Origin of the sequence: Streptomyces sp. NPDC005931 (assembly GCF_042871235.1) — a bacterium.
Lineage (GTDB): Bacteria > Actinomycetota > Actinomycetes > Streptomycetales > Streptomycetaceae > Streptomyces.
In genome coordinates this window covers 164,783-186,429 of the sequence record NZ_JBIAIG010000008.1, presented here as the reverse complement: position 1 = coordinate 186,429, position 21,647 = coordinate 164,783, and the positions used below count along the sequence as shown (strand labels likewise).

General features: G+C 72.7%; 18 protein-coding genes. 8 read left to right on the top strand and 10 right to left on the bottom strand.

The features are described 5' to 3' along the window. Nucleotides 1-179 precede the first annotated feature (179 nt). Complete coding sequence (locus tag ACFYOV_RS20380) at nucleotides 180-851, top strand: hypothetical protein (RefSeq protein WP_389089489.1); 672 nt, start codon at nucleotides 180-182, stop codon at nucleotides 849-851. A 170-nt stretch (nucleotides 852-1,021) separates the two neighbouring features. On the opposite strand, the gene ACFYOV_RS20375 is transcribed toward ACFYOV_RS20380, so the two are convergent. Together ACFYOV_RS20375 and ACFYOV_RS20370 are read right to left on the bottom strand one after the other, a co-directional pair. Next, nucleotides 1,022-1,837 carry an ABC transporter permease gene (locus tag ACFYOV_RS20375; protein WP_389089487.1) on the bottom strand — a complete coding sequence of 272 codons (816 nt, stop codon included), beginning with the start codon at nucleotides 1,835-1,837 and terminating at the stop codon, nucleotides 1,022-1,024. Continuing rightward, nucleotides 1,834-2,802 (bottom strand): ATP-binding cassette domain-containing protein, encoded by a 969-nt coding sequence (locus ACFYOV_RS20370; RefSeq protein WP_389089486.1) that lies wholly within the window; start codon nucleotides 2,800-2,802, stop codon nucleotides 1,834-1,836. Before ACFYOV_RS20370 ends, ACFYOV_RS20375 begins: the two co-directional genes overlap by 4 nt. Nucleotides 2,803-2,904: 102 nt before the next feature. Here ACFYOV_RS20370 and ACFYOV_RS20365 point away from each other — a divergent pair, with 102 nt between their 5' ends. Next, nucleotides 2,905-3,681, top strand: a complete 777-nt coding sequence (locus tag ACFYOV_RS20365) for a TetR/AcrR family transcriptional regulator (protein WP_389089484.1) — start codon at nucleotides 2,905-2,907, stop codon at nucleotides 3,679-3,681. Nucleotides 3,682-3,930: 249 nt separating this feature from the next. Here the strand turns inward: ACFYOV_RS20365 and ACFYOV_RS20360 are convergent, their stop codons facing one another. Continuing rightward, nucleotides 3,931-4,905: a WD40 repeat domain-containing protein gene (locus ACFYOV_RS20360; RefSeq protein ID WP_389089483.1), complete on the bottom strand. Its 975-nt coding sequence runs from the start codon at nucleotides 4,903-4,905 to the stop codon at nucleotides 3,931-3,933. A 133-nt stretch (nucleotides 4,906-5,038) separates the two neighbouring features. Between ACFYOV_RS20360 and ACFYOV_RS20355 the strand changes: the two genes are divergently transcribed. Both ACFYOV_RS20355 and ACFYOV_RS20350 read left to right on the top strand, forming a co-directional pair. After that, nucleotides 5,039-5,713 carry a GDSL-type esterase/lipase family protein gene (locus tag ACFYOV_RS20355; RefSeq protein ID WP_389089481.1) on the top strand — a complete coding sequence of 225 codons (675 nt, stop codon included), beginning with the start codon at nucleotides 5,039-5,041 and terminating at the stop codon, nucleotides 5,711-5,713. A gap of 79 nt (nucleotides 5,714-5,792) precedes the next feature. After that, on the top strand, nucleotides 5,793-6,785 hold the full coding sequence (locus tag ACFYOV_RS20350) for an aldo/keto reductase (RefSeq protein WP_389089480.1): 993 nt from the start codon (nucleotides 5,793-5,795) through the stop codon (nucleotides 6,783-6,785). A gap of 130 nt (nucleotides 6,786-6,915) precedes the next feature. On the opposite strand, the gene thpR is transcribed toward ACFYOV_RS20350, so the two are convergent. Then, nucleotides 6,916-7,488 carry an RNA 2',3'-cyclic phosphodiesterase gene (gene thpR / locus ACFYOV_RS20345; RefSeq protein WP_389089478.1) on the bottom strand — a complete coding sequence of 191 codons (573 nt, stop codon included), beginning with the start codon at nucleotides 7,486-7,488 and terminating at the stop codon, nucleotides 6,916-6,918. A 94-nt stretch (nucleotides 7,489-7,582) separates the two neighbouring features. Between thpR and ACFYOV_RS20340 the strand changes: the two genes are divergently transcribed. Next, nucleotides 7,583-8,170 carry a Uma2 family endonuclease gene (locus tag ACFYOV_RS20340; protein WP_389089477.1) on the top strand — a complete coding sequence of 196 codons (588 nt, stop codon included), beginning with the start codon at nucleotides 7,583-7,585 and terminating at the stop codon, nucleotides 8,168-8,170. Between the two features lie 17 nt (nucleotides 8,171-8,187). Here the strand turns inward: ACFYOV_RS20340 and ACFYOV_RS20335 are convergent, their stop codons facing one another. Then, the gene (locus ACFYOV_RS20335) at nucleotides 8,188-9,555 is read right to left on the bottom strand and encodes an MFS transporter (protein ID WP_389089476.1); all 1,368 of its coding nucleotides are present in this window, start codon (nucleotides 9,553-9,555) and stop codon (nucleotides 8,188-8,190) included. A 29-nt stretch (nucleotides 9,556-9,584) separates the two neighbouring features. Beyond that, complete coding sequence (locus ACFYOV_RS20330; RefSeq protein ID WP_389089474.1) at nucleotides 9,585-10,022, bottom strand: MarR family winged helix-turn-helix transcriptional regulator; 438 nt, start codon at nucleotides 10,020-10,022, stop codon at nucleotides 9,585-9,587. 158 nt (nucleotides 10,023-10,180) lie between these two features. Between ACFYOV_RS20330 and ACFYOV_RS20325 the strand changes: the two genes are divergently transcribed. Next, complete coding sequence (locus ACFYOV_RS20325; protein ID WP_389089473.1) at nucleotides 10,181-10,363, top strand: ribbon-helix-helix protein, CopG family; 183 nt, start codon at nucleotides 10,181-10,183, stop codon at nucleotides 10,361-10,363. A gap of 22 nt (nucleotides 10,364-10,385) precedes the next feature. On the opposite strand, the gene ACFYOV_RS20320 is transcribed toward ACFYOV_RS20325, so the two are convergent. Beyond that, nucleotides 10,386-11,837 (bottom strand): NCS2 family permease, encoded by a 1,452-nt coding sequence (locus ACFYOV_RS20320; protein WP_389089471.1) that lies wholly within the window; start codon nucleotides 11,835-11,837, stop codon nucleotides 10,386-10,388. A gap of 190 nt (nucleotides 11,838-12,027) precedes the next feature. Here ACFYOV_RS20320 and ACFYOV_RS20315 point away from each other — a divergent pair, with 190 nt between their 5' ends. Both ACFYOV_RS20315 and ACFYOV_RS20310 read left to right on the top strand, forming a co-directional pair. Beyond that, nucleotides 12,028-12,360, top strand: a complete 333-nt coding sequence (locus ACFYOV_RS20315) for a DUF2530 domain-containing protein (protein WP_389089469.1) — start codon at nucleotides 12,028-12,030, stop codon at nucleotides 12,358-12,360. Nucleotides 12,361-12,507: 147 nt separating this feature from the next. Then, nucleotides 12,508-14,907, top strand: a complete 2,400-nt coding sequence (locus ACFYOV_RS20310; RefSeq protein WP_389089468.1) for an HAD-IC family P-type ATPase — start codon at nucleotides 12,508-12,510, stop codon at nucleotides 14,905-14,907. Nucleotides 14,908-14,919: 12 nt separating this feature from the next. On the opposite strand, the gene ACFYOV_RS20305 is transcribed toward ACFYOV_RS20310, so the two are convergent. The 3 genes from ACFYOV_RS20305 to ACFYOV_RS20295 form a co-directional block, all read right to left on the bottom strand. Next, entirely contained in the window at nucleotides 14,920-15,783 is an 864-nt protein-coding gene (locus tag ACFYOV_RS20305; RefSeq protein ID WP_389089467.1) for a DUF5707 domain-containing protein, read from the bottom strand. A gap of 170 nt (nucleotides 15,784-15,953) precedes the next feature. After that, on the bottom strand, nucleotides 15,954-19,085 hold the full coding sequence (locus tag ACFYOV_RS20300) for a sacsin N-terminal ATP-binding-like domain-containing protein (RefSeq protein WP_389089465.1): 3,132 nt from the start codon (nucleotides 19,083-19,085) through the stop codon (nucleotides 15,954-15,956). A gap of 412 nt (nucleotides 19,086-19,497) precedes the next feature. Continuing rightward, nucleotides 19,498-21,642, bottom strand: coding sequence for a bifunctional serine/threonine-protein kinase/ABC transporter substrate-binding protein (locus ACFYOV_RS20295; RefSeq protein WP_389089663.1), 2,145 nt, complete (start codon nucleotides 21,640-21,642; stop codon nucleotides 19,498-19,500). Nucleotides 21,643-21,647 lie beyond the last annotated feature (5 nt).

Below are 21,647 nucleotides of genomic sequence, written 5' to 3'. Positions count from 1 at the left end.
CCGCGCGGCAATAAGGTGGTTGCACATCGACGGCACGGGAAACGGGGGCGATGAAGGTGACGCAGGCAGGTACGAGACGTCCGAGCACGGTTCCGCCCCGCCTGACCCCCGCACCTTTCGTCCGCCCGGTCCCCCGAGCGAGCCGCGGTGTTCTGTGGTGGCTGAGCTGGCTCGTGCCGGTGATCGCCGCACACCGGTTGTGCACGCCGACCCGCGAGGACCGGATCGTGGACCCCCTGGTGGAGCGGGTCCGCTGGTGGCGTACCGCGCTGGGCCTCACCCTCACTGTCGCAGCGTGGCTCGCCCTGGGACTGGTGCCCCTGCGGGAGCTGCCCGGGCAGTTCTGGCAGGGCTTCGCCTACGGCCTGGGGGCCGTTCAGCTGATCGTTCTCGCGGCATGGTTTGTGATCGCGATGGCTCCCCCGGGCCGCAGGTGGGCCGCGGCCCTCCGGTGGCGCGCTCCGCTCCTCGCCTTCGTCCTCACGTTCGTCGCGTTCGGGGTCTTCCTGCAGACCACGGTCCGCGACTGGCCACCGGACTCGCCCGGTTCGGCCGTGCTCGGCGTGTGGCTCGGCCTCTTCGGCGGGTACGGAGGCCTGCTGCTCATCCTCCACGGAGGGCGTACGGCCGACGTCAACGACGGCCTGCCGACCGTCCTCTCCGTCGTCGCCGTCATCACGTTCTCCCTGCCGTCGCTCGGCGACCCCATGTACGACAAGGTCCCCATGCCGGTGCGCCTGTTGGTGGGCCTGACCGGCCCGCTGACGGTGATGGTCCTGGCCAGGTGGGAGTTGCGACGCCTGCACACGCTGCACGGCGTACGCCTGTCCGACACGTGGCACCGAGTCTGAGCGTCGTACCGGCGCCGGCAGTCGTCGCTGGTCCGGCGTCGGTCCGGACCCGTGCCGGGCGCACCGGCCACACCCTGACGAAGCCCGCCCGCCGACCGCGGTGCCCCGGTGGGTGAAGGGGCGGGCGGTCCACACCACCGGTCACCGACCGCCCCCTTCAATGCAGGGGTTCACCGGCTCAGCTTCCGGAACCTCCGTACGGCCAGCGGCAGGAAGACCAGCGTCAGCACCGCCGGCCACACGCCCGCCATCACCAGCGCGTGCTGCTCCACCCACGAGTCGCCGACCGGTGTGCCGAACAGCTCCCGGGTCGCCACCGCCGTGGAGGAGACCGGGTTCCAGGCCGCCACCCAGCCCAGCCAGTCGGGCATGAGCTGGGGCGCGACGAAGATGCTGGAGATCATCGTCAGCGGGAAGGCGACGGCGAACAGCCCGCCCGCCGCCTCCGGGTTGGGCACGAGCAGGCCGAGCCACACGCCGATCCAGATCAGCGCGAACCGCAGCCACAGCAGCAGCCCGAACGCCGCCAGGGCGCCCCAGCCGCCGTCCGGCCGCCAGCCCATGGCCAGCGCTGTCAGCATGATGATGGCCAACTCCGCGCAGGCTACGACCAGATCGGTCACGCCCCGTCCGGCCACCACCGCCGAGGAGGCCATCGGCATGGAGCGGAACCGGTCGATGACGCCCTTGGTCGAGTCGTGGACGACGACCGTGGCGGTGTTCATGAACCCGAACGCCATCGTCATCACGAACATCCCCGGCATCAGGAAGTCCTTGTAGTCCCCGCCGCCGGGCACCTTCATGGCGCTGCCGAAGACATAGCCGTACAGCAGCACCGACAGGATCGGGAAGCCCAGTTGCCAGGCGATGTTCACCGGCTGGCGCTGATAGTGGGTCAGCCCGCGCCGGACGACGTTCCAGCAGTCGGCGAGCACCCAGTACGCGCGGCCGTGCTCGGCCGGTCCGGTCGGGTCCACGGCGCTCATGCGGCGGCCTCCTTCTCCGTCACGTCCGTGCGGTGTCCGGTCAGGCTCAGGAACACGTCGTCCAGGCTGGGCCTGCGCAGCCCGATGTCCTCCACCCGCACGCCCTCGTCCTGGAGGGTGCGGGCCACCTCGGTGAGCGCGGCCACCCGGTCGGCCACCGGGGCGTGCACCCGCAACTCGTTCTCCTCCGTCTCGGGTTCGCCGTCCGCGACCCCCGCGACCACCTTGACCGCCCGCGCCAGGTCGGCCCGTTCGGCGAGGACGACCTCGACGCGGTCGCCGCCGACCAGGCCCTTGAGCCCGTCCGGGGTGTCGTCGGCGATGGCCCGCCCCTGGTCGATGACCGTGATCCGGGAGGCCAGCCGGTCGGCCTCCTCGAGGTACTGCGTGGTCAGCAGCACGGTGGTGCCGTCCGCCACCAGCGCCCGTACGGCCTCCCACACCTCGCCCCGACTGCGGGGATCGAGGCCCGTGGTCGGCTCGTCCAGGAAGAGGACGGCCGGCGCGAGGATCATCGAGGCGGCGAGATCCAGACGCCGCCGCATGCCGCCGCTGTACTCGCCGACACCCTTGTCGGCGGCGCCGGTCAGGTCGAACCGCTCCAGCAGCTCGGTGGCCCGCGCCCGGGCCCGCCTGCCTCCCAGGTGGAACAGCCGCCCGAACATCTCCAGGTTCTGCCGCCCGGTGAGCACCTCGTCCACGGCCGCGTACTGCCCCGTGAGCCCGATCCGGGCCCGCACCTCGCGCGGCTGCCGGGCGACGTCGAGACCGGCGACCGTGGCCCGGCCCCCGTCCAGCCGGACGAGCGTGGACAGGATGCGCACGGCGGTGGTCTTGCCGGCGCCGTTCGGCCCGAGCAGGCCGTGCACGGTGCCCTCACGCACGGCGAGATCGAAGCAGGCGAGGGCGCGTTTGTCCCCGTAGCGCTTCTCGAGGGCCTCGGCCCGTACCGCGTAACCGTCCATGGATTCCTCCGTTTGCCGTAACTGAGTACACCGTACCCGAATGCGAGTACGGCGTACTCGGTTGTGCTCCGGCGGACGCCCACGGGCCCGTAAGCTGAGCCCATGACGAGCGGCACGAGCAGCACGAGCAGCACGGGCGGCGGCGACATCACGCGCACGCTCGAACTGCTGTGGAACACCGGCCCGCGCCCCAGCCGGGGCCCCCGGCCAGGACTCACGCTGGACCGGATCGTGGACGCTGCCGTCCGGGTGGCGGACACGGAGGGGATCGAGGCGGTCTCCATGCGACGAATGGCCGCCGAGCTCGGCACCGGCGCGATGTCGCTGTACCGCTACGTCCCCGGGAAGGCCGAGCTGCTCGACCTCATGCTGGACCGGGTGCAGGCGGAGACGCCGGACCTCGCACGGGCGGAGCGCGGCGGTGAGGGCTGGCGGGCGGCGGTCGAGGCACTGGCCCGGGGGTATCTCGCCCACTTCCGGCGTCACCCCTGGCTGCTGCGGGTCAACCAGGCCCGCACCGTCCTCGGCCCCAGCTCCCTGCGTTCGCTGGAAGCGGCGCTGGTACCGCTCCGGCGCATGGGGCTCAGCGATCCCGAGCTGATCTCGGTGATCCTCGCGGTGCAGAGCTTCACCGGGGGGATCGCCCGGATGGAACTCGACGCCGACGAGGCCGCCAAGGAGACCGGCCTGAGCAACGAGGAGTTCTGGGGCACACAGCAGCCCTACCTCGAGCGGGCCATGACGAGCGGCGAGTACCCGACGCTCGCCACCCTGTCCGAGGACACCTTCGCCGAGAACTTCGACCACTTCGACTTCGGCCTCCAACGCCTCCTGGACGGCCTGGAGGTCCTGGTGGCGCGGCGCGGCGGCACGGGGTGAACGCGAGCGCCGCGGGCGGCCGGACCCTGCGCGGGCAGCCGGCAAGCACCCCCGGCGACGCGTGCCGGGCACGCGGGTGCCCGGGCCGGGACGGGCCCGGCGCGCGGCCAGCGGGAGGCCGCCCCACCACCTGGGGCCAGGGGCGCGGACACCCGGACCGGTCAGCCCCAACGACGCGGGTCAGGCGCGCGCATCCCGCACGACCCGCTCCCCGCAACCCGGGCCGAGGACACCGGGCACCCCGGCCGGTCAGCCCCGGCGGCGCAGCCGGCGCAGGCCGAGCAGGGCCACGCAGACGGCCGCGGCGACGAGGGCGCCGACCTTCACGCTCCCCCCTACACCGTCACCGGCACCGCCCCCGTCCCTCCGCGCCCCGCCGCCCGGTGACGACGGGTCCGCTCCGGTGCCGCCGGGCGCCTCCCGGGACTCGACGGGGCTCTCCGCCCCCTCGCTGCCGTACAGGATCCGCGAGCCGTCGGCGGAGTAGCTCACGGACTCGCCCTGCCCCTGCAACGGCACGCCGAGCCGCTGCTTGTCCCGCAGCCTGCCGCCGTTCCAGTCGTAGTGGATGCCGCCGAAGTAGCCGCGCACGGCGAGCCGCCGGCCGTCCGGGGAGAGCGCGGCGTCGGTGGCCCACAGCTCGACCGGAGCGACCGGCCGGAAGACGTTGCTGCCGGAGGCGGACAACCGGGCGGGCCCCTCGTACAGGTGCCCGCCGTCCTCCTGCTTGTCGACGATGTAGACGCGCCCGGTCCTCGGATGCACGACGAGGGACTCGGCGTCGCGCGGCCCGTCCGAGTACTTCACCACGTACTGCGTGGCCCGCACGGTCCGGTCCCCCAGCTCCTTCGGCTCGGGCAGTTCGTAGACCCACACGTACGGCCAGCTGCCCCCGAGGTTGTCACCGATGTCCCCGACGAAGATCCGGTTGCCCGGCCCGATGGAGATCGCCTCGACGTCCCTGGGCGTGCCGACGCCGGTGAGGGTGAGGCGGGCGACCGTCTCGCCGCTCCGGCCGTCGACCGCGTAGAGGTGGGGGCCGTCGTCGCTGTCGTTGTGCGTCCAGTAGACGCCGGGGTGCAGACGGGACGCGGCCAGGCCGCTGGACTCCGTGATGCGGGGGTCCTTGATCGTGAACCCGTCGTCTCCGTCGGCGGCCGAGGCGGGCACGGCGAGCCCGCCCGTGAGGACGGCGGCGGCGAGGAGGGCGAGCGGTCGGCGCATGCCCCAAGCCTGCCATCCCGCACGGCCGTTCAGGACAGCCGCTCAGGAGGCCGTGCGCGACGGACGGGAGATCACCCGGCCGCGTGGCAGGTCTCACACCCCGCGCACCTCGATGATCCACGATGATGAGCGGATGCTCAGGTTCATGCCCGTCGGTGACTCCATGACGATCGGAAGCGCGGGCGAACACACCTGGCGCTACCGGCTGTGGCAGCACCTGTGCGGCACGTACGGGGGTCCGTTCACCCTCGTCGGCCCGCGCGAGACGCTCTACGACAAGAGCGCCGAAGCCCCCACCTCCCACGCCTACGCCGACCCCGACTTCCCGCGCGCCCACCTCGCCGGCTGGGGCGAGGGCTGGCACCACATGGTCCCGCTGATCGGCGAGGCGGTGCGCACCTGCCGGGCGGACGTGCTGCTGGTCTCCCTGGGCCTGATCGACCTCGGCTTCTACACCAACGCGGACCAGACGGCGCAGAACGTACGGCGCTTCGCCGCGGAGGCGAGGGCGGCCCGCCGGGGCGTACGGATGGTGATCATGCCCGTGATCCCCAACATCCGGGCCGAGCAGGAGGAGGACTTCGCCGCGCAGGTCACCCGCTTCAACGACCTGCTGGCCAAAACGGTCGTGGACCTCGACGAACCGTCCTCCCCCCTGCTGCTTGCCACCCCCTCCCCCTCGTACGACATCCACACGGACACCTACGACGGCACACACCCGAACGCGAGCGGCGAGCACAAGATCGCGGCGGCCTTCGCCGAGGCGATGCGGCGGCACTGGGGCCTGGGCGGCGAGTACGAGGCCTGAGCGATCCGCGCCGCGCCCGCCTCCCCTTGGCCGAAAGGCCCTTGCCTGGAGTCCACTCCAGGTCGTTGAGTGGGGAACCATGAAGTACACGCAGCTCGGACGCACGGGACTCAAGGTCAGCCGCCTCGTCCTCGGGACGATGAACTTCGGTCCGCAGACCGACGAGGCCGACAGTCACGCCATCATGGACGCGGCGCTGGACGCCGGCATCAACTTCTTCGACACGGCGAACGTGTACGGCTGGGGCGAGAACAAGGGCCGTACCGAGAGCATCATCGGCAACTGGTTCGCCAAGGGCGAGGGGCGGCGCGACAAGGTCGTGCTCGCGACCAAGGTGTACGGGAACATGGGCGCCGACGGCGAGGCCTGGCCCAACGACGACAAGCTGTCGGCCCTGAACATCCGGCGGGCCGTCGACGCCTCGCTCAAGCGGCTCCAGACCGACTACATCGACCTGTACCAGTTCCACCACATCGACCGGAACACACCGTTCGAGGAGATCTGGCAGGCGATCGACGTCCTGGTCCAGCAGGGCAAGATCCTCTACGTCGGCTCCTCCAACTTCCCCGGCTACAAGATCGCCCAGGCCAACGAGATCGCCGCCCGGCGTGGCGGCACCATCGGGCTGGTCAGCGAGCAGTGCCTGTACAACCTGGCCGAGCGCCGCGCGGAGATGGAGGTCGTCCCGGCCGCGCAGGACTACGGCCTCGGTGTCATCCCCTGGTCGCCGCTGCACGGCGGTCTGCTCGGCGGGGTGATCCGGAAGCAGGCCGAGGGCGGTCGCCGGGCCTCCGGGCGGGCCGCCGACGCCCTCGCCGATCCCACCGCTCGCGCGCAGATCCAGGCGTACGAGGACCTGCTCGACAAGCACGGCATCGAGCCCGGTGAGGCGGCTCTGGCCTGGCTGCTGACCCGGCCCGGGGTGACCGGCCCGATCGTCGGCCCGCGCACCGCCGGGCAGCTCGCGTCGGCGCTGCGGGCGGTCGAGCTGGAGCTGAGCGAGGAGCTGCTGGCCTCGCTCGACGAGATCTTCCCGGGACCGGGGCCGTCCCCGGAGGCCTTCGCCTGGTAGCCGACGGGCGCGGTGGTGCGGGCGGCGGCGCTACTTTCCGAGCGCGGCCGCCAGCACCACCACCACGAACATCAGCACGAGCGCACCGGCCATGATCCGGTTCCGGGTCTTCGGGTCCACGCCGTCGAGCCTAACCGGCCGCCCCGAGCGGCCGGCGCGCGACCGCCTCGTAGCGCGGCTGCTCGCCGGGTACACCCGACGTGGGCAGATGGCTGCGGACCAGCGCCAGCTCTGCCACGGTCCAGATGGGGCTGCGGAAGTCGTGCAGGGCCTCGACAAAGGGCCGTGGGTCGATGGCGTCCCGGCTGCGGGCCACGGTGAGATGCGCCTTGTAGCGCCGGTGCTCCCCCATCGGCACGCCCGCCTTGCGCGCCGCCGCCTCGGACCGGTCGGCCAGCAGGCGCAGGGCCTGCAGATCCCCGTCGGCCCCGGTCCACAGCGCCCTGCCGTGGCCGAACTGGCCGCCGCCGCGCAGCGCCAGTGGGAAGGGATCGGTCCGGGTGGCTGCCCGCTCGAGGCGAGCGGTCAGGTCGGGCACGAGTGCGTCGTCCACCTCCCCGTAGAAGGCCAGGGTGAAGTGCCACCCGGCCCGCTCGGTCCAGCGCAGCGCGTCTGCGCCGGGGAGCTTCTTCAGCCGGGCCACCTCGGCGGCGAGTTCGCGGGTGACGTCCTCGGGGGGCAGTACGGCGGCGAACAATCTCATGGGGCCAGTCTGCCGGGTGTCACCTTGTCACCGTGCGTATCGTTGTACTGCGCGGCTGCACGCATCGAGCGGGTGGCCGGGGAGGAGCGCCACGATGACCGTCCTTGATGACAGGATCGAGATGGCCGAGAGCGGCGACGAACTCACACTCGACATGATGTTCGAGTGGCTGGAGAAGATGCCCGTCCCCGAGGGGTACAAGACCGAGATCGTCGGGGGGAACATCTTCATGGCTCCGCAGCGAGACACCCACTGGGAGATCATTCTCGACATCGTCGAGCAACTGCGCACCAGGTACCCGCGCAGGCGCATCAAGTCGGACGTCCGCATCGACTACCCGGGGTACCTCAACGGCTTCGCCTCCGATGTGACCCTGGTGGCCGAGGGTGCCACCAGGAACGACAAGGGACTGTGGCGCTGTGAGGACGTCGAGTTCGTCGCCGAGGTGATCTCCGGGAGGACCGCCGGCAACGACTACGGCCCCAAGAAGGACGCCTACGCCGCCGTCGGCGTGCCGGTGTACCTGATCGTCGACCCGTACACCGGCGAGTGGCATCTGCACACGCTGCCGCAGGACGGGAAGTACCACGGCAACATCAGCTTCGACTTCGGCGTCGACGTCGACCTGACCGGCACACTCGTCGGTCTCGTCCTCAGGACCGACGACTTCCCCCACGACTGACCGCCACCCGCTCAGCGTCACGCCGCCCGGGCCGGCGCCGTTTCCCGCTCCTCCCTCGGCACGAACCGCACCTGCGGGTGCCCGCGGCGCCAGCCCACCGACAGGCGCAGGCCGCCGGCCCTGGCCAGGATCAGGCCGATCACCGCTGCCGCGGCCATGGCGACCGCGCCGCCCGCCGCGAGGCCGATCCGGGCGCCGTAGGTGTCGGTGACCCAGCCGACGACGGGCGCGCCGACCGGGGAGCCGCCGAGGAAGACCATCATGTAGAAGGCCATCACACGGCCCCGGACCGCCGGGTCCGTGGACATCTGGATGCTGGAGTTCGTGGTGACGTTGACCGTCATCGCGAACAGGCCGATCGGGATCATCAGCAGCGCGAACATCCACAGCGCGGGAGACACCGCGGCCAGGATCTCCACCGCGCCGAAGGCCAGCGCCGCCAGGATCAGCAGCCGCAGGCGGGCCGTGCCGCGCCGGGCGGCGAGCAGGGCGCCGGCCACGGAGCCGACCGCCATCAGCGTGTTGAACATGCTGTAGACGCCCGCGTCTCCGTCGAAGACGTCGTCGGCGAAGGCCGAGAGGTAGACGGGGAAGTTGAAGGCGAAGGTGCCGACGAAGCCGACCAGCACGATCGGCCAGATCAACTCGGGGCGCCTCGCGACGTAGCGCAGGCCCTCCCGCAGTTGTCCCTTGCCTCGCGGGGCGCGGTCGACGGCGTGGAGTTCGCGGGCGCGCATCATCAGCAGGCCGGTGAGCGGGGCCACGAAGGACAGGCCGTTGAGCAGGAACGCCCAGCCCGTGCCCACGCCGGTGATCAGCAGGCCCGCGACGGCGGGGCCGACCAGGCGGGCGGACTGGAAGTTCGCCGAGTTCAGGCTGACCGCGTTCTGCAGCTGGCCCGGGCCGACGAGTTCGGAGACGAAGGACTGGCGGGCCGGGTTGTCGACGACGGTCGCGAGGCCGACGGCGAAGGCGGCGACGTAGACGTGCCACACGTCGACCAGGCCGGTCAGGGTGAGCACGGCGAGCGCGATCGCCGTGAGCGCCATGGCGGACTGGGTGACGAGCAGCGCGGGGCGCTTGGGCAGGCGGTCGACGAGGACGCCGCCGTAGAGGCCGAACAACAGCATGGGCAGGAACTGGAGGGCCGTGGTGATGCCGACGGCGGCCGAGGAGCCGGTGAGGCCGAGGACCAGCCAGTCCTGGGCGATGCGCTGCATCCAGGTGCCGATGTTGGAGACGACCTGGCCGATGAAGAACAGGCGGTAGTTCCTGATCCTCAGCGAGGAGAACATCGTGGACTTACGGGTGCGGGGAGTGGGGGCGGTCAAGGGGTCGTCGGTGTGCGGTGCGGGGGCGGAAGCTGCTCCGGGTCCCGTACTCAAAGGGTCGCCTCCTTGTCACTGCTGCCTGTCTACAGGTGTGCGAGCTTCTCCAGCACGGGGGCGGCGGCGCGAAGTTTCGCCCACTCGTCCTCGTCGAGCCCCTCGACGAGGGACGCCAGGAACGCGTTGCGCCGGCGGCGGCTCTCCTCGAGCATCACCTCGGCCTGCTCGGTCTGGGTCACCACCTTCTGGCGCCGGTCGTCGGGATGGGGCTCCAGCCGGACCAGGCCCTTGGCCTCCAGCAGGGCCACGATGCGGGTCATCGAGGGCGGCTGGACGTGTTCCTTGCGGGCGAGCTCGCCCGGGGTGGCCCGCCCGCAGCGGGCCAGGGTGCCGAGCACCGACATCTCGGTGGGGCTGAGCGACTCGTCGACGCGCTGGTGCTTGAGCCGACGGGACAGCCGCATCACGGCGGATCGAAGGGCGTTCACGGCGGCAGCGTCGTCGCCATGGCTGAGGTCCGGCATGTTCTTTAGCGTAACTCATTACTCTCGCTAAAGACCAATCGGGTCGTGCGTTCGCCCTACGATCCTGCCCCGCCCCGGCACCACCGGATCACTCCTTCGAGTGATCTACGAGCGGAACCCGACCCATCGGGCCGAAGTGTGCGGCAAGGCTCGGATCCATGGGGACCGACGTGCTCAGCCTGCGCATCGATCACGAACTGCTCGAACGGCTCCGGCAGCACGCCGCCAGAAGCGGCACGAGCGTCCAGGACTATGTCGTCCGGACGCTCATGCGCGATGACTTCGACCAGCGGTTCCGGACCGCCGTCGAGGAGACGGAGAAGTTCTACGGGGTCACCTGACCGGTCGGCCCCGCGCGGCCGGTCAGGTCAGTCCCAGCGCCGGCATCAGGTAGTAGAAGGCGAACACCGCCGACACCACGTACATCGCCACCGGGACCTCCCGGCCCCGCCCGGCCGCCAGGCGCAGCACCACGAAGGTGATGAAGCCCATGCCGATGCCGTTGGTGATCGAGTAGGTGAACGGCATCATCACCATGGTCACGAACGCCGGGACGGCGATCGTGTGGTCCGCCCAGTCGATCTCCTTGACCGAACCGGCCAGGATCAGGAAGCCGACCGCGAGCAGCGCGGGCGTGGCAGCCTGGGACGGCACCATGGTGGCGATCGGCGTGAGGAACAGCGCCCCGGCGAACAGCGCGCCGGTGACCACGTTCGCGAGACCGGTCCGCGCGCCCTCGCCGACACCGGCCGTGGACTCCACGAAGCAGGTGGTGGCCGAGGAGGAGGTGGCACCACCGGCGGCGACCGCGACACCGTCGACGAACAGGACCTTGTTGATGCCGGGCATCTGACCCTGGGCGTCGGTCAGCTTCGCCTCGTCGGAGACGCCCATGATCGTGCCCATGGCGTCGAAGAAGCAGGACAGCAGCACGGTGAAGACGAACAGGACGCCGGTGAGCAGGCCCACCTTCTCGAAGCCGCCCAACAGACTGACCTCGCCGACCAGGCCGAAGTCGGGCGTGGCGAGCGGGTTGCCCGGCCACGTGGGCGTGGTCAGGCCCCAGGAGGGGATGTCCGCCACGGCGTTGACGATCATCGCGAAGACCGTCATCACGACGATGGAGACGAGGATCGCCCCGGGCACCCGGCGCACGATCAGCGCCAGCGTGAGCAGCGAGCCGAGGACGAAGACGAGCACCGGCCAGCCCGTGAGGTGGCCGTCGCCGCCGAGCTGGAGCGGGACGGTGGTGTGCGCGGCGTCCGGGATGCGGGAGACGAAACCGGAGTCCACCAGACCGATCAGCATGATGAACAGGCCGATGCCGATGGCGATGGCCTTGCGCAGGCCGTGGGGGACGGCGTTCATCACGCGCTCGCGCAGTCCGGTGGCGACCAGCAGCATGACGACGAAGCCGGCCAGCACCACCATGCCCATGGCGTCCGGCCAGGACATGCGCGGGGCGAGCTGGAGCGCGACGACCGAGTTCACGCCCAGGCCGGCGGCCAGCGCGATCGGGACGTTGCCGATGACGCCCATGAGGAGGGTGGTGAACGCCGCCGACAGGGCGGTCGCGGTGACCAGCTGGCCGTTGTCCAGCTGGTGGCCGTACATGTCCTTCGCGCTGCCCAGGATGATCGGGTTCAGCACGATGATGTAGGCCATCGCGAAGAAGGTGGCGAAACCGCCACGGATCTCACGGGGTACGGAGCTGCCGCGCTCGGAGATCCGGAAGAAGCGGTCGAGGGCGCCGGACGCGGCGCCGGACCCCGGCTCATCGGGGGTGGGGGCCTTGGCGGGGGCCGACGTGGACATGCGGGACCTCATCACCGCCGGACTTCCCCCAAGCCCTTTGGTCTTTCCTACGAGCAGAAGTGATCAGAGACAAACGGATTCAGTATGAACATACATCTCCGCGAACGCCCATCTCCGCGCGTAGACCCCGCCGTCCCGGTCCGGCCGACGCGGTCCCGGCTCCGTCGGACGTGCCTCGTAAGCTGTGCCCATGGCCGGTCTTTTTTCGGGATCCCCGAGGCACGAGGCGCCGGAGCCCCTGGAGGGTCCCGTGGTCGCCACCGTCGTCGGCGGCACCGTCCTCTGGTTCGTCCTCTTCCTCGTCCAGCTGCCCTTCTACGGCTGGTACGAGGAGCACGGGCACACCTGGTGGCTGTGGACCTGTCTGGCCGGGGGCGGGCTCGGGTTCATCGGCATCTGGTACGTCCGCAGGCGCGACGCGGCGATCAAGCGGGCCCGGGCCGCCGAGGCGCGGCAGCCGGCCGACGGCACGCCCCCCGCGCGGCCCGCCGACGGCACCACCCCCACGCAGTCCGCCGACTGACCACACCCGACCGACCACCCCACCGACCGCCCACCCCGACACCGCCCCGGCACCCTCGTACGACCACCGCACCACGCCGTCCTCCCCAGGTCGGATCTTCCGCGGACGGGTGGGTACGGCCCCGGGACCGCACGTACCGTCGATTGCATGACGCATCTCGACGCGGACGCCCAGGCCGGTGTCGCACCGCCCGTCGCGATCACCTCCCCGGTGACCGGCCTGACCTCCGCCGAGGTGGCGGAACGGGTGGCGCGTGGGCAGGTCAACGACGTGCCGGTGCGCAGCAGCCGGTCCCTGACGGAGATCGTCCGCGCGAACGTCCTCACCCGCTTCAACGCAATCATCGGCGTGCTGTGGCTGATCATGCTGGTCGTCGCGCCGATCCAGGACAGCCTGTTCGGCTTCGTGATCCTCGCCAACACCGGCATCGGCATCGTCCAGGAGTGGCGGGCGAAGAAGACCCTGGACTCGCTCGCCCTGATCGGCGAGGTGCGGCCCACGGTGCGCCGGGACGGGGTGGCCACCGAGGTCGGCACCGCCGAGATCGTGCTCGACGACCTGATCGAGATCGGGCCGGGCGACAAGGTCGTCGTCGACGGCGTCTGCGGCGAGGCGGACGGGCTGGAGATCGACGAGTCCCTGCTCACCGGTGAGGCCGACCCCGTGGTCAAACGGCCCGGGGACCAGGTGATGTCGGGCAGTTTCGTGGTCGCCGGCGGCGGCGCCTTCCAGGCGACCAGGGTCGGGCGCGAGGCGTACGCGGCCCAGCTCGCCGAGGAGGCGTCGCGGTTCACCCTGGTCCACTCCGAGCTGCGCTCCGGGATCTCCACGATCCTCAAGTACGTGACGTGGATGATGGTCCCGACCGCGATCGGTCTGATCATCAGCCAGCTCGTGGTGAAGGACAACGAGCTGAAGGACTCCGTCGCCCGCACGGTCGGCGGGATCGTGCCGATGGTCCCCGAGGGGCTGGTGCTGCTCACCTCGGTCGCCTTCGCCATCGGCGTGATCCGGCTGGGCCGCAAGCAGTGCCTGGTGCAGGAGCTGCCCGCCATCGAGGGCCTGGCCCGCGTCGACACGGTCTGTCTCGACAAGACCGGCACACTCACCGAGGGTGGCATGGACGTCACCGGGCTGCGGATGCTCGACGGCGCCGACGAGGGCTACGTGCGCAGGGTGCTGGGCGCGCTCGGCGCCGCGGACCCGCGGCCGAACGCCTCGCTCGAGGCGATCATCGACGCCTATCCGGACGCCGAGGGCTGGCGCCTCACCGACACCCTGCCCTTCTCCTCCGCCCGCAAGTACAGCGGCGCCACCTTCGACGAGGGCGACGGGCGGAGCGTCACCTGGCTGCTGGGGGCGCCCGACGTGCTCCTGGAGGACGACGACCCGGCGCTGGCCGACACCGGGCGGCTGAACGAGCAGGGCCTGCGCGTGCTGCTGCTGGCCCGCGCCCGGCAGGACGTGGACGTGGACGACCCCGAGGCCGCGAAGGGAGTCTCGCCGGCCGCGCTGGTGGTGCTGGAGCAGCGGCTGCGCCCGGACGCGGCCGACACCCTGCGCTACTTCGCCGAGCAGGACGTCCGCGCCAAGGTGATCTCCGGGGACAACGCGGTGTCGGTGGGCGCGGTCGCGGCCAAGCTCGGCCTGGAGGGGAGGACCGTGGACGCGCGGCGCCTGCCCGCCGAGCGGGACGGAATGGCCCGGGCACTGGACGAGGGCACGGTGTTCGGGCGGGTCACCCCGCAGCAGAAACGGAACATGGTGGGCGCGCTCCAGTCGCACGGGCACACGGTCGCGATGACCGGTGACGGCGTGAACGACGTCCTGGCCCTGAAGGACGCCGACATCGGGGTGGCGATGGGCTCCGGGTCGGAGGCCACCCGGGCGGTCGCGCAGATCGTGCTGCTGAACAACAGCTTCGCCACGCTGCCGTCGGTGGTCGCCGAGGGGCGGCGCGTCATCGGCAACATCACCCGGGTCGCGACGCTGTTCCTGGTGAAGACGGTGTACTCGGTGCTGCTGGCGGTGCTGGTGGTGTGCTGGCAGGTGGAGTACCCGTTCCTGCCGCGCCACCTGACCCTGCTGTCCACGCTGACCATCGGCGTCCCGGCGTTCTTCCTGGCCCTCGCCCCGAACAAGGAGCGGGCCAGGCCCCACTTCGTGCGGCGGGTCATGCGGTACGCGATCCCGGGCGGGGCGCTGGCCGCGGTGGCGACGTTCGTGACGTACCTGATCGCCCGGCGGCACTACACCGGTGAGGGCGCGCTGGACGCGGAGACGAGCGCGGCGACGCTGACGCTGTTCCTTATCTCGATGTGGGTGCTGGCGATCATCGCCCGCCCCTACACCTGGTGGCGCGTGGCGCTGGTGGCGGCGATGGGCGCGGCCTTCCTGCTGGTCCTGGTGGTGCCGTGGCTGCAGGAGTTCTTCGCGCTGAAACTGGTCGGCGTGACGATGCCGTGGACGGCGGTCGGCGTGGCCGTGGTGGCGGCGGCCACCCTGGAGTTCCTGTGGACGTGGGTGGACCGCCGCTTTCCCGCGTAGCAGACCCGGGGACTACTGCACGTCGACGTAGTCGGCCGTGGCGTTGACGGCCGGGGTGGTCGTGGTGCCGGCGAACGAGTAGCGGTAGTACCCGTCGGCGGAGGCGGTCGTCGTGGTCTTGAGGTAACCCGTCGAGTCGCTCTTGATCGTCTTCAGGGTGGTGTAGGTGGTGCTGCCCGCCTTGCGGTACTGGAGCTTCACGTACTGGTTGGTGTAACCGGCGTACTGGAAGGTCTCCCAGTTGGCCCGCGTGAGCTTGCCGGTGACCGTGATGGTCCTGCCCTTGAGCACGGGCTCGGGCGAGGCGTTGACGGTGAGCTTGGAGTAGCGCTGCACCTTGTGGGTGGTGTGGTAGTCGTTCCAGTAGACGCTGGCGTCGCGCGCCAGTACGCCGGTGCTCACGTGCCAGGTGCCGGCGAGGGCGTTCTTGTACAGGTCGGTGCCCGGCTCGGCCGTGATGGTGAGCTTGCAGGTGGACGTGGTGGCGCTGGCGGCCGTGCAGGTCGCGGCGTCCTCGTTCGGGACCAGCGCGCCGTCGATGTCGGTGTCGATGTTGGTGCCGTGCCACAGCACGACGAAGGCGTCCTCGATGCCCGCGGCGTGGCTCGCGGTGACGGACACCGTGAAGGTCTTGGCGTACGTGGTGCCGACGGCGACGGCCTTGCCGGAGTTGATCGTCACCTTGGACACGACGGGCGCGGCCTGGGCGGCGGCCGTGCTGAAGGCGGTCTTCGACCCGGAGACGCCGAAGCGCTCGGCGGCGCTCGGCACCTGCGGGTCGGCGTCGCCCGGCGTACCCGCCTGCGCGGCCGGGACGACGAGGGCGGAGAGGGCCAGGGCGCCGGTGACGGCGGCCACGGTGGCTCGAATGCGCATGCGTTCCCCAAGTGGAGAAAGGGGCCCCGGCATCTGGTCGTTTCCTACGGCTCGTCGTCGGCACGGGGCCCGAGTGATCGTGGAGTCTGTTGACTCGCAGGATCAGATCCACCACCCGGGCACATGGTTGTACGGGAAGTGGCGGAAAAGTGTCCTGGGGGTCCCGGTGGTCAGTCGAACCACCGGTCCCGGGCCAGCTCCTCCGTCCGGGACGGGTCCTCCAGCAGCGCGGCGACCTCGAAGCGGCGCGGCCACTGGCCGGCCGCCCAGGCGAGTCCGGCGGCCACGCCCTCCAGGGTCGCGGCGTGCAGGACGCCGTCGTCGGTCAGCCGCCAGTCGATCTCCACGCCGTCCACGACGAGTTCCTCGTGCTCCACGTACGTGCGCGGCGTGCGCGGGCCGAGCAGCACCCGCACCGGCTCCGGTACGTCGTGCTCCGTGCCCTCGGAGTCCACCTCGCCGGTGACGGACTCGCTCAGCCGCCGCACCTGGAACAGCTCCGCCAGTTCGGCGGCCCGGGACGGGCGGACGGGGAGCAGCGGGACTCCCCGGGTGAAGGGCAGCAGATCGGGCGAGTCGACCACGACCGCCTCGGACGCGTCCACGACCTCCACCCGGCCGTCGACCACCGCGCGCAGCTCCTCCGGCAGGGTCACCTGCTCGGGGTCCAGCTCGGCCAGCGCCCCGTACAGGGCGTGCAGCTGTGCGGCGGTGACCTCGCGGTCCGGGTCGGCGAGCCGGTCCAGGAGCTCGGCCGCGCCGCCGGGTTCGCCGAGCAGGGCGGCGACCGACGTCCGTACGCCCAGTGCCCGCAGCACCTGCTCGTCGTCGAAGCCGGTGGCGTCGGCCTCCTCGTACAGGCCGCGCAGCAACGGGTCGCCGCCGGCCGCGCGCAGGCCGGCCGGGCGGCGGCCGTCGAGCACCGGGTGACCGCGCAGCCACCAGGCGGTGTAGGGGCGTACGACCTCGTGGGTGCCGTCCGGGAGCAGAACGCGCACGGGCTGGACGAGGGCGTCCCGCAACGGGGGCCGCGACAGCAGGGCGAGGGCCTCGGGCCAGTGGTCGTCGTCCACCAGGTCCAGGTCCCGCACGGCGACGATCTCGGTGGCGACCGGCGGCACGGGGCTGTCGGGGAAGCGGTCGAGGACGTCCTCGCTCCACACGTCCACGGCGTCCAGCAGGCCCACGTCGTCCGGTTCGGCGAAATCGCTCTCCCGGGGCTCGAGTTCGTCCGGGTCGAGGACCACGTCGGTGGCGCGGACCAGGGCGAAGGTCACCAGCACCCCGCAGGCGGCCAGCGGCTGTTCACCCCAGCGTTCGGCCAGTTCGGCGTCCACGGCGGCGAGTTCGCCCTCCCGCATGACCCGGGCGAAGGGCCCGCCGGGGAAGACCAGCTCGCAGGCGGGGGCGAGTTCGCCGTCCTCGTCCGGCAGGGCGAGGGCGCCGAGCCAGGGCTCGTCGCCGGGTTCGAGTCCGGCGTCGCGCACCAGGCCGAGTACGGTGTCGGCGAGCTCCTCGGCATCGGGGGCGTCCTCCTCCCAGTTCAGGGCGCCCTCGTCGTCGAGGGAGGCGGCGACCGCGGCCCGCACCTGCGGGGTGGTGAGCACCGCGCGCGGGGTGGCGGGGAGGGCGCCGAGCTTCTCCAGCAGCGGGTGGGCGGCGTCCGGGTGGGCGACCTTGAGCCCGAGCCGGGCCAGCACCTCCGGGTCGATCCGGGTGGCGTCCGTGCCGGGCAGCAGCACCTGCCGGGGTCCGATGGTGGTCCTGCCGTCAGCGAGCGGCACCGGCAGCCCGGAGAGCCGGTCGGGGTCGACCCCCGCGAGGCTCTCGTACAGCCGGTGCCACCACTCGGGCGCCTTCTCCAGCCCGGCGAGCCGGTCGACCGCGTCGGTCAGCGGGACCCGGGCGACGCCCAGGGTGCGCAGTTCCACGCGCCGTTCCAGCCCGGCGGGCAGCAGGGTCGGCAGCACCTCGGCGAGCACCCGTACGGTGTCGGCGCCGGCGCCCTCGACGACCTCGGCGTCCCGGGGCCGCAGGGACTCCGGCAGGTCGGCGTCGTCGTCGTGGCCGCGCGGTGCGGCGGCGGGCGGCAGGAAGGCGGTGCGCGGCAGCCGCTCCACGATCGCCTGGCGCAGCGCCCCGTCCAGTTCCCCCTTGCCGAGCGGGCCCGGCACGAGGTCGATGATCCCGGCGGTCACCGGGCGCCAGTCGGCGAGGAGCTCGGCGTAGGCGTCGGCGGCGCGCTGCACGAGGAAGTCGGTGAGCGGGCCCGGTGCGGCGTGCCGGCGGGTGGAGTCCAGCGGGAGCGAGGCGATGAGCAGGGCCGGGACGCCGAGCGGCTCGTCGCTGGGGGTGGGCGCGTGCACGACGGGGCTGGTGCGGGGCCGGACCGGGGTGCCGTCGGCGTCGACGGGGACGGCCCAGGTGACGGACCAGTGGGGGCGCAGCCGCTCCTCCACGGGCCGGTCGGCGAGGAGGTCGGGGGTGAGTGGTCCGTGGGCCGTGGCGGTGCGCCAGTGCGTGACGCCGTTGCCGGAGTCGTCGACGACGGTGAAGGGGCCGTCGGTGCCCCGGGTGAGCGTGCGCGGAGCCTCGCCGTTGATCTCCACGACGACCTCGGTGAGGCCGGGCAGGGCGAGCAGCAGGGCGTCGTCAACGGCGTGCAGCAGCCGCTCGGCGAGGTCGGCGGCGGCCGCGTCGCGCAGCGGCAGGATCACGGCCGTGTCGTACGGGGCGGGCGCGGTGCCCTCGGCGGGGAACGGCAGGCGCAGCAGCGGTACGTGGCCGTCGCGGCGGCGGATCTCGTCGCCGAGGCCGGGGCTGTGCCGGGCGGTGTCGCCCGCCAGGTCCCGGGCCTCGGGCAGGGACCAGCGCACGCCGCCGTGCCGGCCGACGACGGCGGGCTCGTCGGTGACGGCCAGGACCGCCGCGAAGCCGACGCCGAAGCGGCCCACGGCCCGGTCGGGGGCGTCCCGCTTGGCGGAGGCGCGCAGCGTGGACAGCGACTCGACGCCGGCCGCGTCCAGCGGGGCGCCGGTGTTGGCGGCGACGAGGACGCCCTCGCGCAGGGTGAGCCGCAGCCGGCCCGGGACTCCGGCGCGGGCGGCGGCGTCGGCGGCGTTCTGGGCGAGTTCGACGACGAGCCGGTCCCGGTAGCCGCCGAGGACGAGGTCCTCCTCGGCGTTGGCGTCCTCACGGAACCGCGCGGGGCTGGTGGCCCAGGCGTCCAGGACGCCACGCCGCAGACGGGCCGTACCGAACGGGTCGGCACCCTCGGCGGCCGGCCGCACGAACTTGCTCACGTTGACTCCCTCATCGGCCCTGATCGGCGTGTGCCCGAAGGTACCGCCCCTCCGGCCGCGAGCGCGCATCGCTCGGGAGCGACGCCTCCCCGGCCGGCAAGGGCCCCGTCCCGGTGGCCCGTCCCGGCTCCCCGCCCGTGACCGGTTCCGGTGCCGCCGTCCGGCACCCCACCGGACCGGGTCCCGGTACGGACGTCGAGCACCCTGCCGGACCGGCTCCGGGTACGGCCCCGTCCGGCACCCGGGCGGCCGGGCGACGAGACCCCGTGCCGCGTCCCGTGTACCCGGCCCGCGGTGCGCCTCTCCCCGTCCCCGTCACCGGTCCCGGTCCCGGCCCGGGGTCCGAAGGCCGCCCGGGGCCCTCCGCCCGCGGCCGCGCGGGGTGCCGCGGCCGGGGCACCCGTTCGGGGGGTCACACCTTGCGGTGGTCGCTGCCGAGGAAGCGGAAGCGCCCGCCGGTCACGCGGTAGAAGAACGCGCCCGCGCCGACGTACCCGCCGTTCTCCGGTTCGAACGCGTAGGTCTTGGAGACCCCTTCGTACGTCGTCCTGCGCAGCGCGGGCAGCAGATCGTGCCGGGTCGGCCGGGGCCGGTCCAGCTTCCGCGCGCAGGCAGCGACCAGCCGTACCACGTCGTACGCCTCGGCGGCGAAGGAGGGCGGATCGGCCCGGTGGCGGGCGCGGAAGGCCCGGGTGAAAGCGCGTGCCGCCGGCGCGGCGAGCGGGTCGGTCGCCGTGGACACCACGAGCCAGCCGTCGGCGGACGCGCCGGCCCTGTCCGGGAAGTCGGGGTCGTGGGCCGCCTGGCTGGCGATGCGGGGCCCGCGGTAGCCGGTCCCGGCGAGGGCGCGGGCGAAACGGGCGATGCCATCGGCCCCGCCGCCGTAGACCACCGCGCCGGGGGACTTGGCGACCATGGCCCGGACCCGGGCGTCGGTGTCCCGGGCGTCCGCGGGAACCGTCTCCGGCAGCACCCTGCGTCCGCCCGTGCCCCGCAGCCCTTCGGCGAACAGCCGGGTCACCTGCCGTCCGTACTCGCTCTCGTCGTCGACGACGGCGATGTCGTCGAGGTCGTGCAGCCCGAGGTACTGCGCGGCCGGGTACAGGTGCAGGGCGTTGCTGGGCCGCGCGGTCAGCAGGATCCGGTTCAGGTGGCGGATGTCGCCGTCGAGCACGCCGACGAGGGTGAGTCCGGCCCCGTCGTAGGTGTCGAGCGTGGCGCCGACCGCGTCCGCGCCGGTCGCGCCGATCACAGCGGCGATCCGCCCGTCCGCCGCGAGGCGGCGTGCGGCCGACTCGGCGCCCGACACGTCGCCCCGGTCGTCGGCGGTGGTCAGGGCGAGGGTGAACGGGTTGTCCTCGTCGGCGTTGTGCTCGGCAACGGCCAGGCGGGCTCCTTGCTCGGCGGCCTTCCCGTGTCGGCGTGCGGGGCCGGTCAGGTCGGCCTGGAGCGCGAGGTGCAGCACCGGCCTCGACGTGTCGCGCCGACCGGTCCCGCCGTCGCCGTCGCCGTCGCGGCCGAGCAGCCACGCCGTCGACCCCGCGACGGCGAGCCCGGCGGCTCCGGAGGCGAGGTAGGTGAGCATCCGCCGCCTGCCCGGCGGCCGGGCACCCCCCGCGGTGTCCGGGGCGTCGGACGGCGCGGTGGGCGCCGTGGCGTCGAGCTGCGTCGCCTCGATCTCCGGCAGGGCCAGCATCCGGGCGGAGCGTTCGGCGATGAGGTGGGTGACGGAGGTGGGCAGCCAGGTCTGTCCGGCGTCGTCCTCAGCACAGGCGGCCCGCAGTTCCGCGGCGGTGGGCCGCTCGCCCGGCTCCTTGGCCAGGCACGCCTCGACGACCGGCCGCAGCCCGGCCGGTACGCCGTCGAGCTGCGGCGGGTCGTACACGGTCCTGAACAGCAGGGCCTCCACGGGGCCGCCGCCGAAGGGCCGGACACCGCTCGCCGCGTGGGCGAGGACGCAGCCGAGCGAGAAGATGTCGCTCGGCGGTCCGACGGGGCGGCCCTGGGCCTGCTCCGGGGAGAGGAAGCCGGGGGATCCGACCACCGCGTCCGTGGCCGTGAGCACGGTGTCGTCCAGGGCACGGGCGATGCCGAAGTCGATGAGGCGCGGGCCGTCCACGGCGAGCAGGACGTTGCCGGGTTTGACGTCCCGGTGCACCATGCCCGCGGCGTGGACCGCCTCCAGCGCCTCGGCGAGCATCCCGCCGAGCGCCCGCACGCTGCGCGCCGGCAGCGGGCCGGTCGCCGCCACCGCGTCGGCCAGCGACGGCCCCGGCACGAACGCGGTGGCGAGCCACGGCGCGGCGGCCTCGGTGTCCGCGTCGACGACCGGGACGGCGTACCGGGTGCGCACCCGGCGGGCGATGGCGACCTCGCGCCGGAACCGGGTGCGGAACGCGGCGTCGTCCGCGTACTCGGCCCGGATCAGCTTGACCGCGACGAGCGTGCCGCCCGCCGACCGGCCGAGCAGGACGACGCCCATCCCGCCGACGCCGAGCCGGCCCAGGACGCGGTACCCGGCGATGCGTGCCGGGTCCTGGGGCCCGAGGGGCTGCAGGTCGG

What these genes read in the sequence shown, in the direction of transcription:
- ACFYOV_RS20310 (WP_389089468.1), top strand. Translation starts at nt 12,508, where the DNA reads ATGACGCATCTCGACGCGGACGCCCAGGCCGGTGTCGCACCGCCCGTC.
- ACFYOV_RS20325 (WP_389089473.1), top strand. Translation starts at nt 10,181, where the DNA reads ATGGGGACCGACGTGCTCAGCCTGCGCATCGATCACGAACTGCTCGAA.
- ACFYOV_RS20350 (WP_389089480.1), top strand. Translation starts at nt 5,793, where the DNA reads ATGAAGTACACGCAGCTCGGACGCACGGGACTCAAGGTCAGCCGCCTC.
- ACFYOV_RS20355 (WP_389089481.1), top strand. Translation starts at nt 5,039, where the DNA reads ATGCTCAGGTTCATGCCCGTCGGTGACTCCATGACGATCGGAAGCGCG.
- ACFYOV_RS20340 (WP_389089477.1), top strand. Translation starts at nt 7,583, where the DNA reads ATGACCGTCCTTGATGACAGGATCGAGATGGCCGAGAGCGGCGACGAA.
- ACFYOV_RS20330 (WP_389089474.1), bottom strand. Translation starts at nt 10,022, where the DNA reads ATGCCGGACCTCAGCCATGGCGACGACGCTGCCGCCGTGAACGCCCTT.
- ACFYOV_RS20315 (WP_389089469.1), top strand. Translation starts at nt 12,028, where the DNA reads ATGGCCGGTCTTTTTTCGGGATCCCCGAGGCACGAGGCGCCGGAGCCC.
- ACFYOV_RS20360 (WP_389089483.1), bottom strand. Translation starts at nt 4,905, where the DNA reads ATGCGCCGACCGCTCGCCCTCCTCGCCGCCGCCGTCCTCACGGGCGGG.
- thpR (WP_389089478.1), bottom strand. Translation starts at nt 7,488, where the DNA reads ATGAGATTGTTCGCCGCCGTACTGCCCCCCGAGGACGTCACCCGCGAA.
- ACFYOV_RS20375 (WP_389089487.1), bottom strand. Translation starts at nt 1,837, where the DNA reads ATGAGCGCCGTGGACCCGACCGGACCGGCCGAGCACGGCCGCGCGTAC.
- ACFYOV_RS20365 (WP_389089484.1), top strand. Translation starts at nt 2,905, where the DNA reads ATGACGAGCGGCACGAGCAGCACGAGCAGCACGGGCGGCGGCGACATC.
- ACFYOV_RS20370 (WP_389089486.1), bottom strand. Translation starts at nt 2,802, where the DNA reads ATGGACGGTTACGCGGTACGGGCCGAGGCCCTCGAGAAGCGCTACGGG.
- ACFYOV_RS20320 (WP_389089471.1), bottom strand. Translation starts at nt 11,837, where the DNA reads ATGTCCACGTCGGCCCCCGCCAAGGCCCCCACCCCCGATGAGCCGGGG.
- ACFYOV_RS20305 (WP_389089467.1), bottom strand. Translation starts at nt 15,783, where the DNA reads ATGCGCATTCGAGCCACCGTGGCCGCCGTCACCGGCGCCCTGGCCCTC.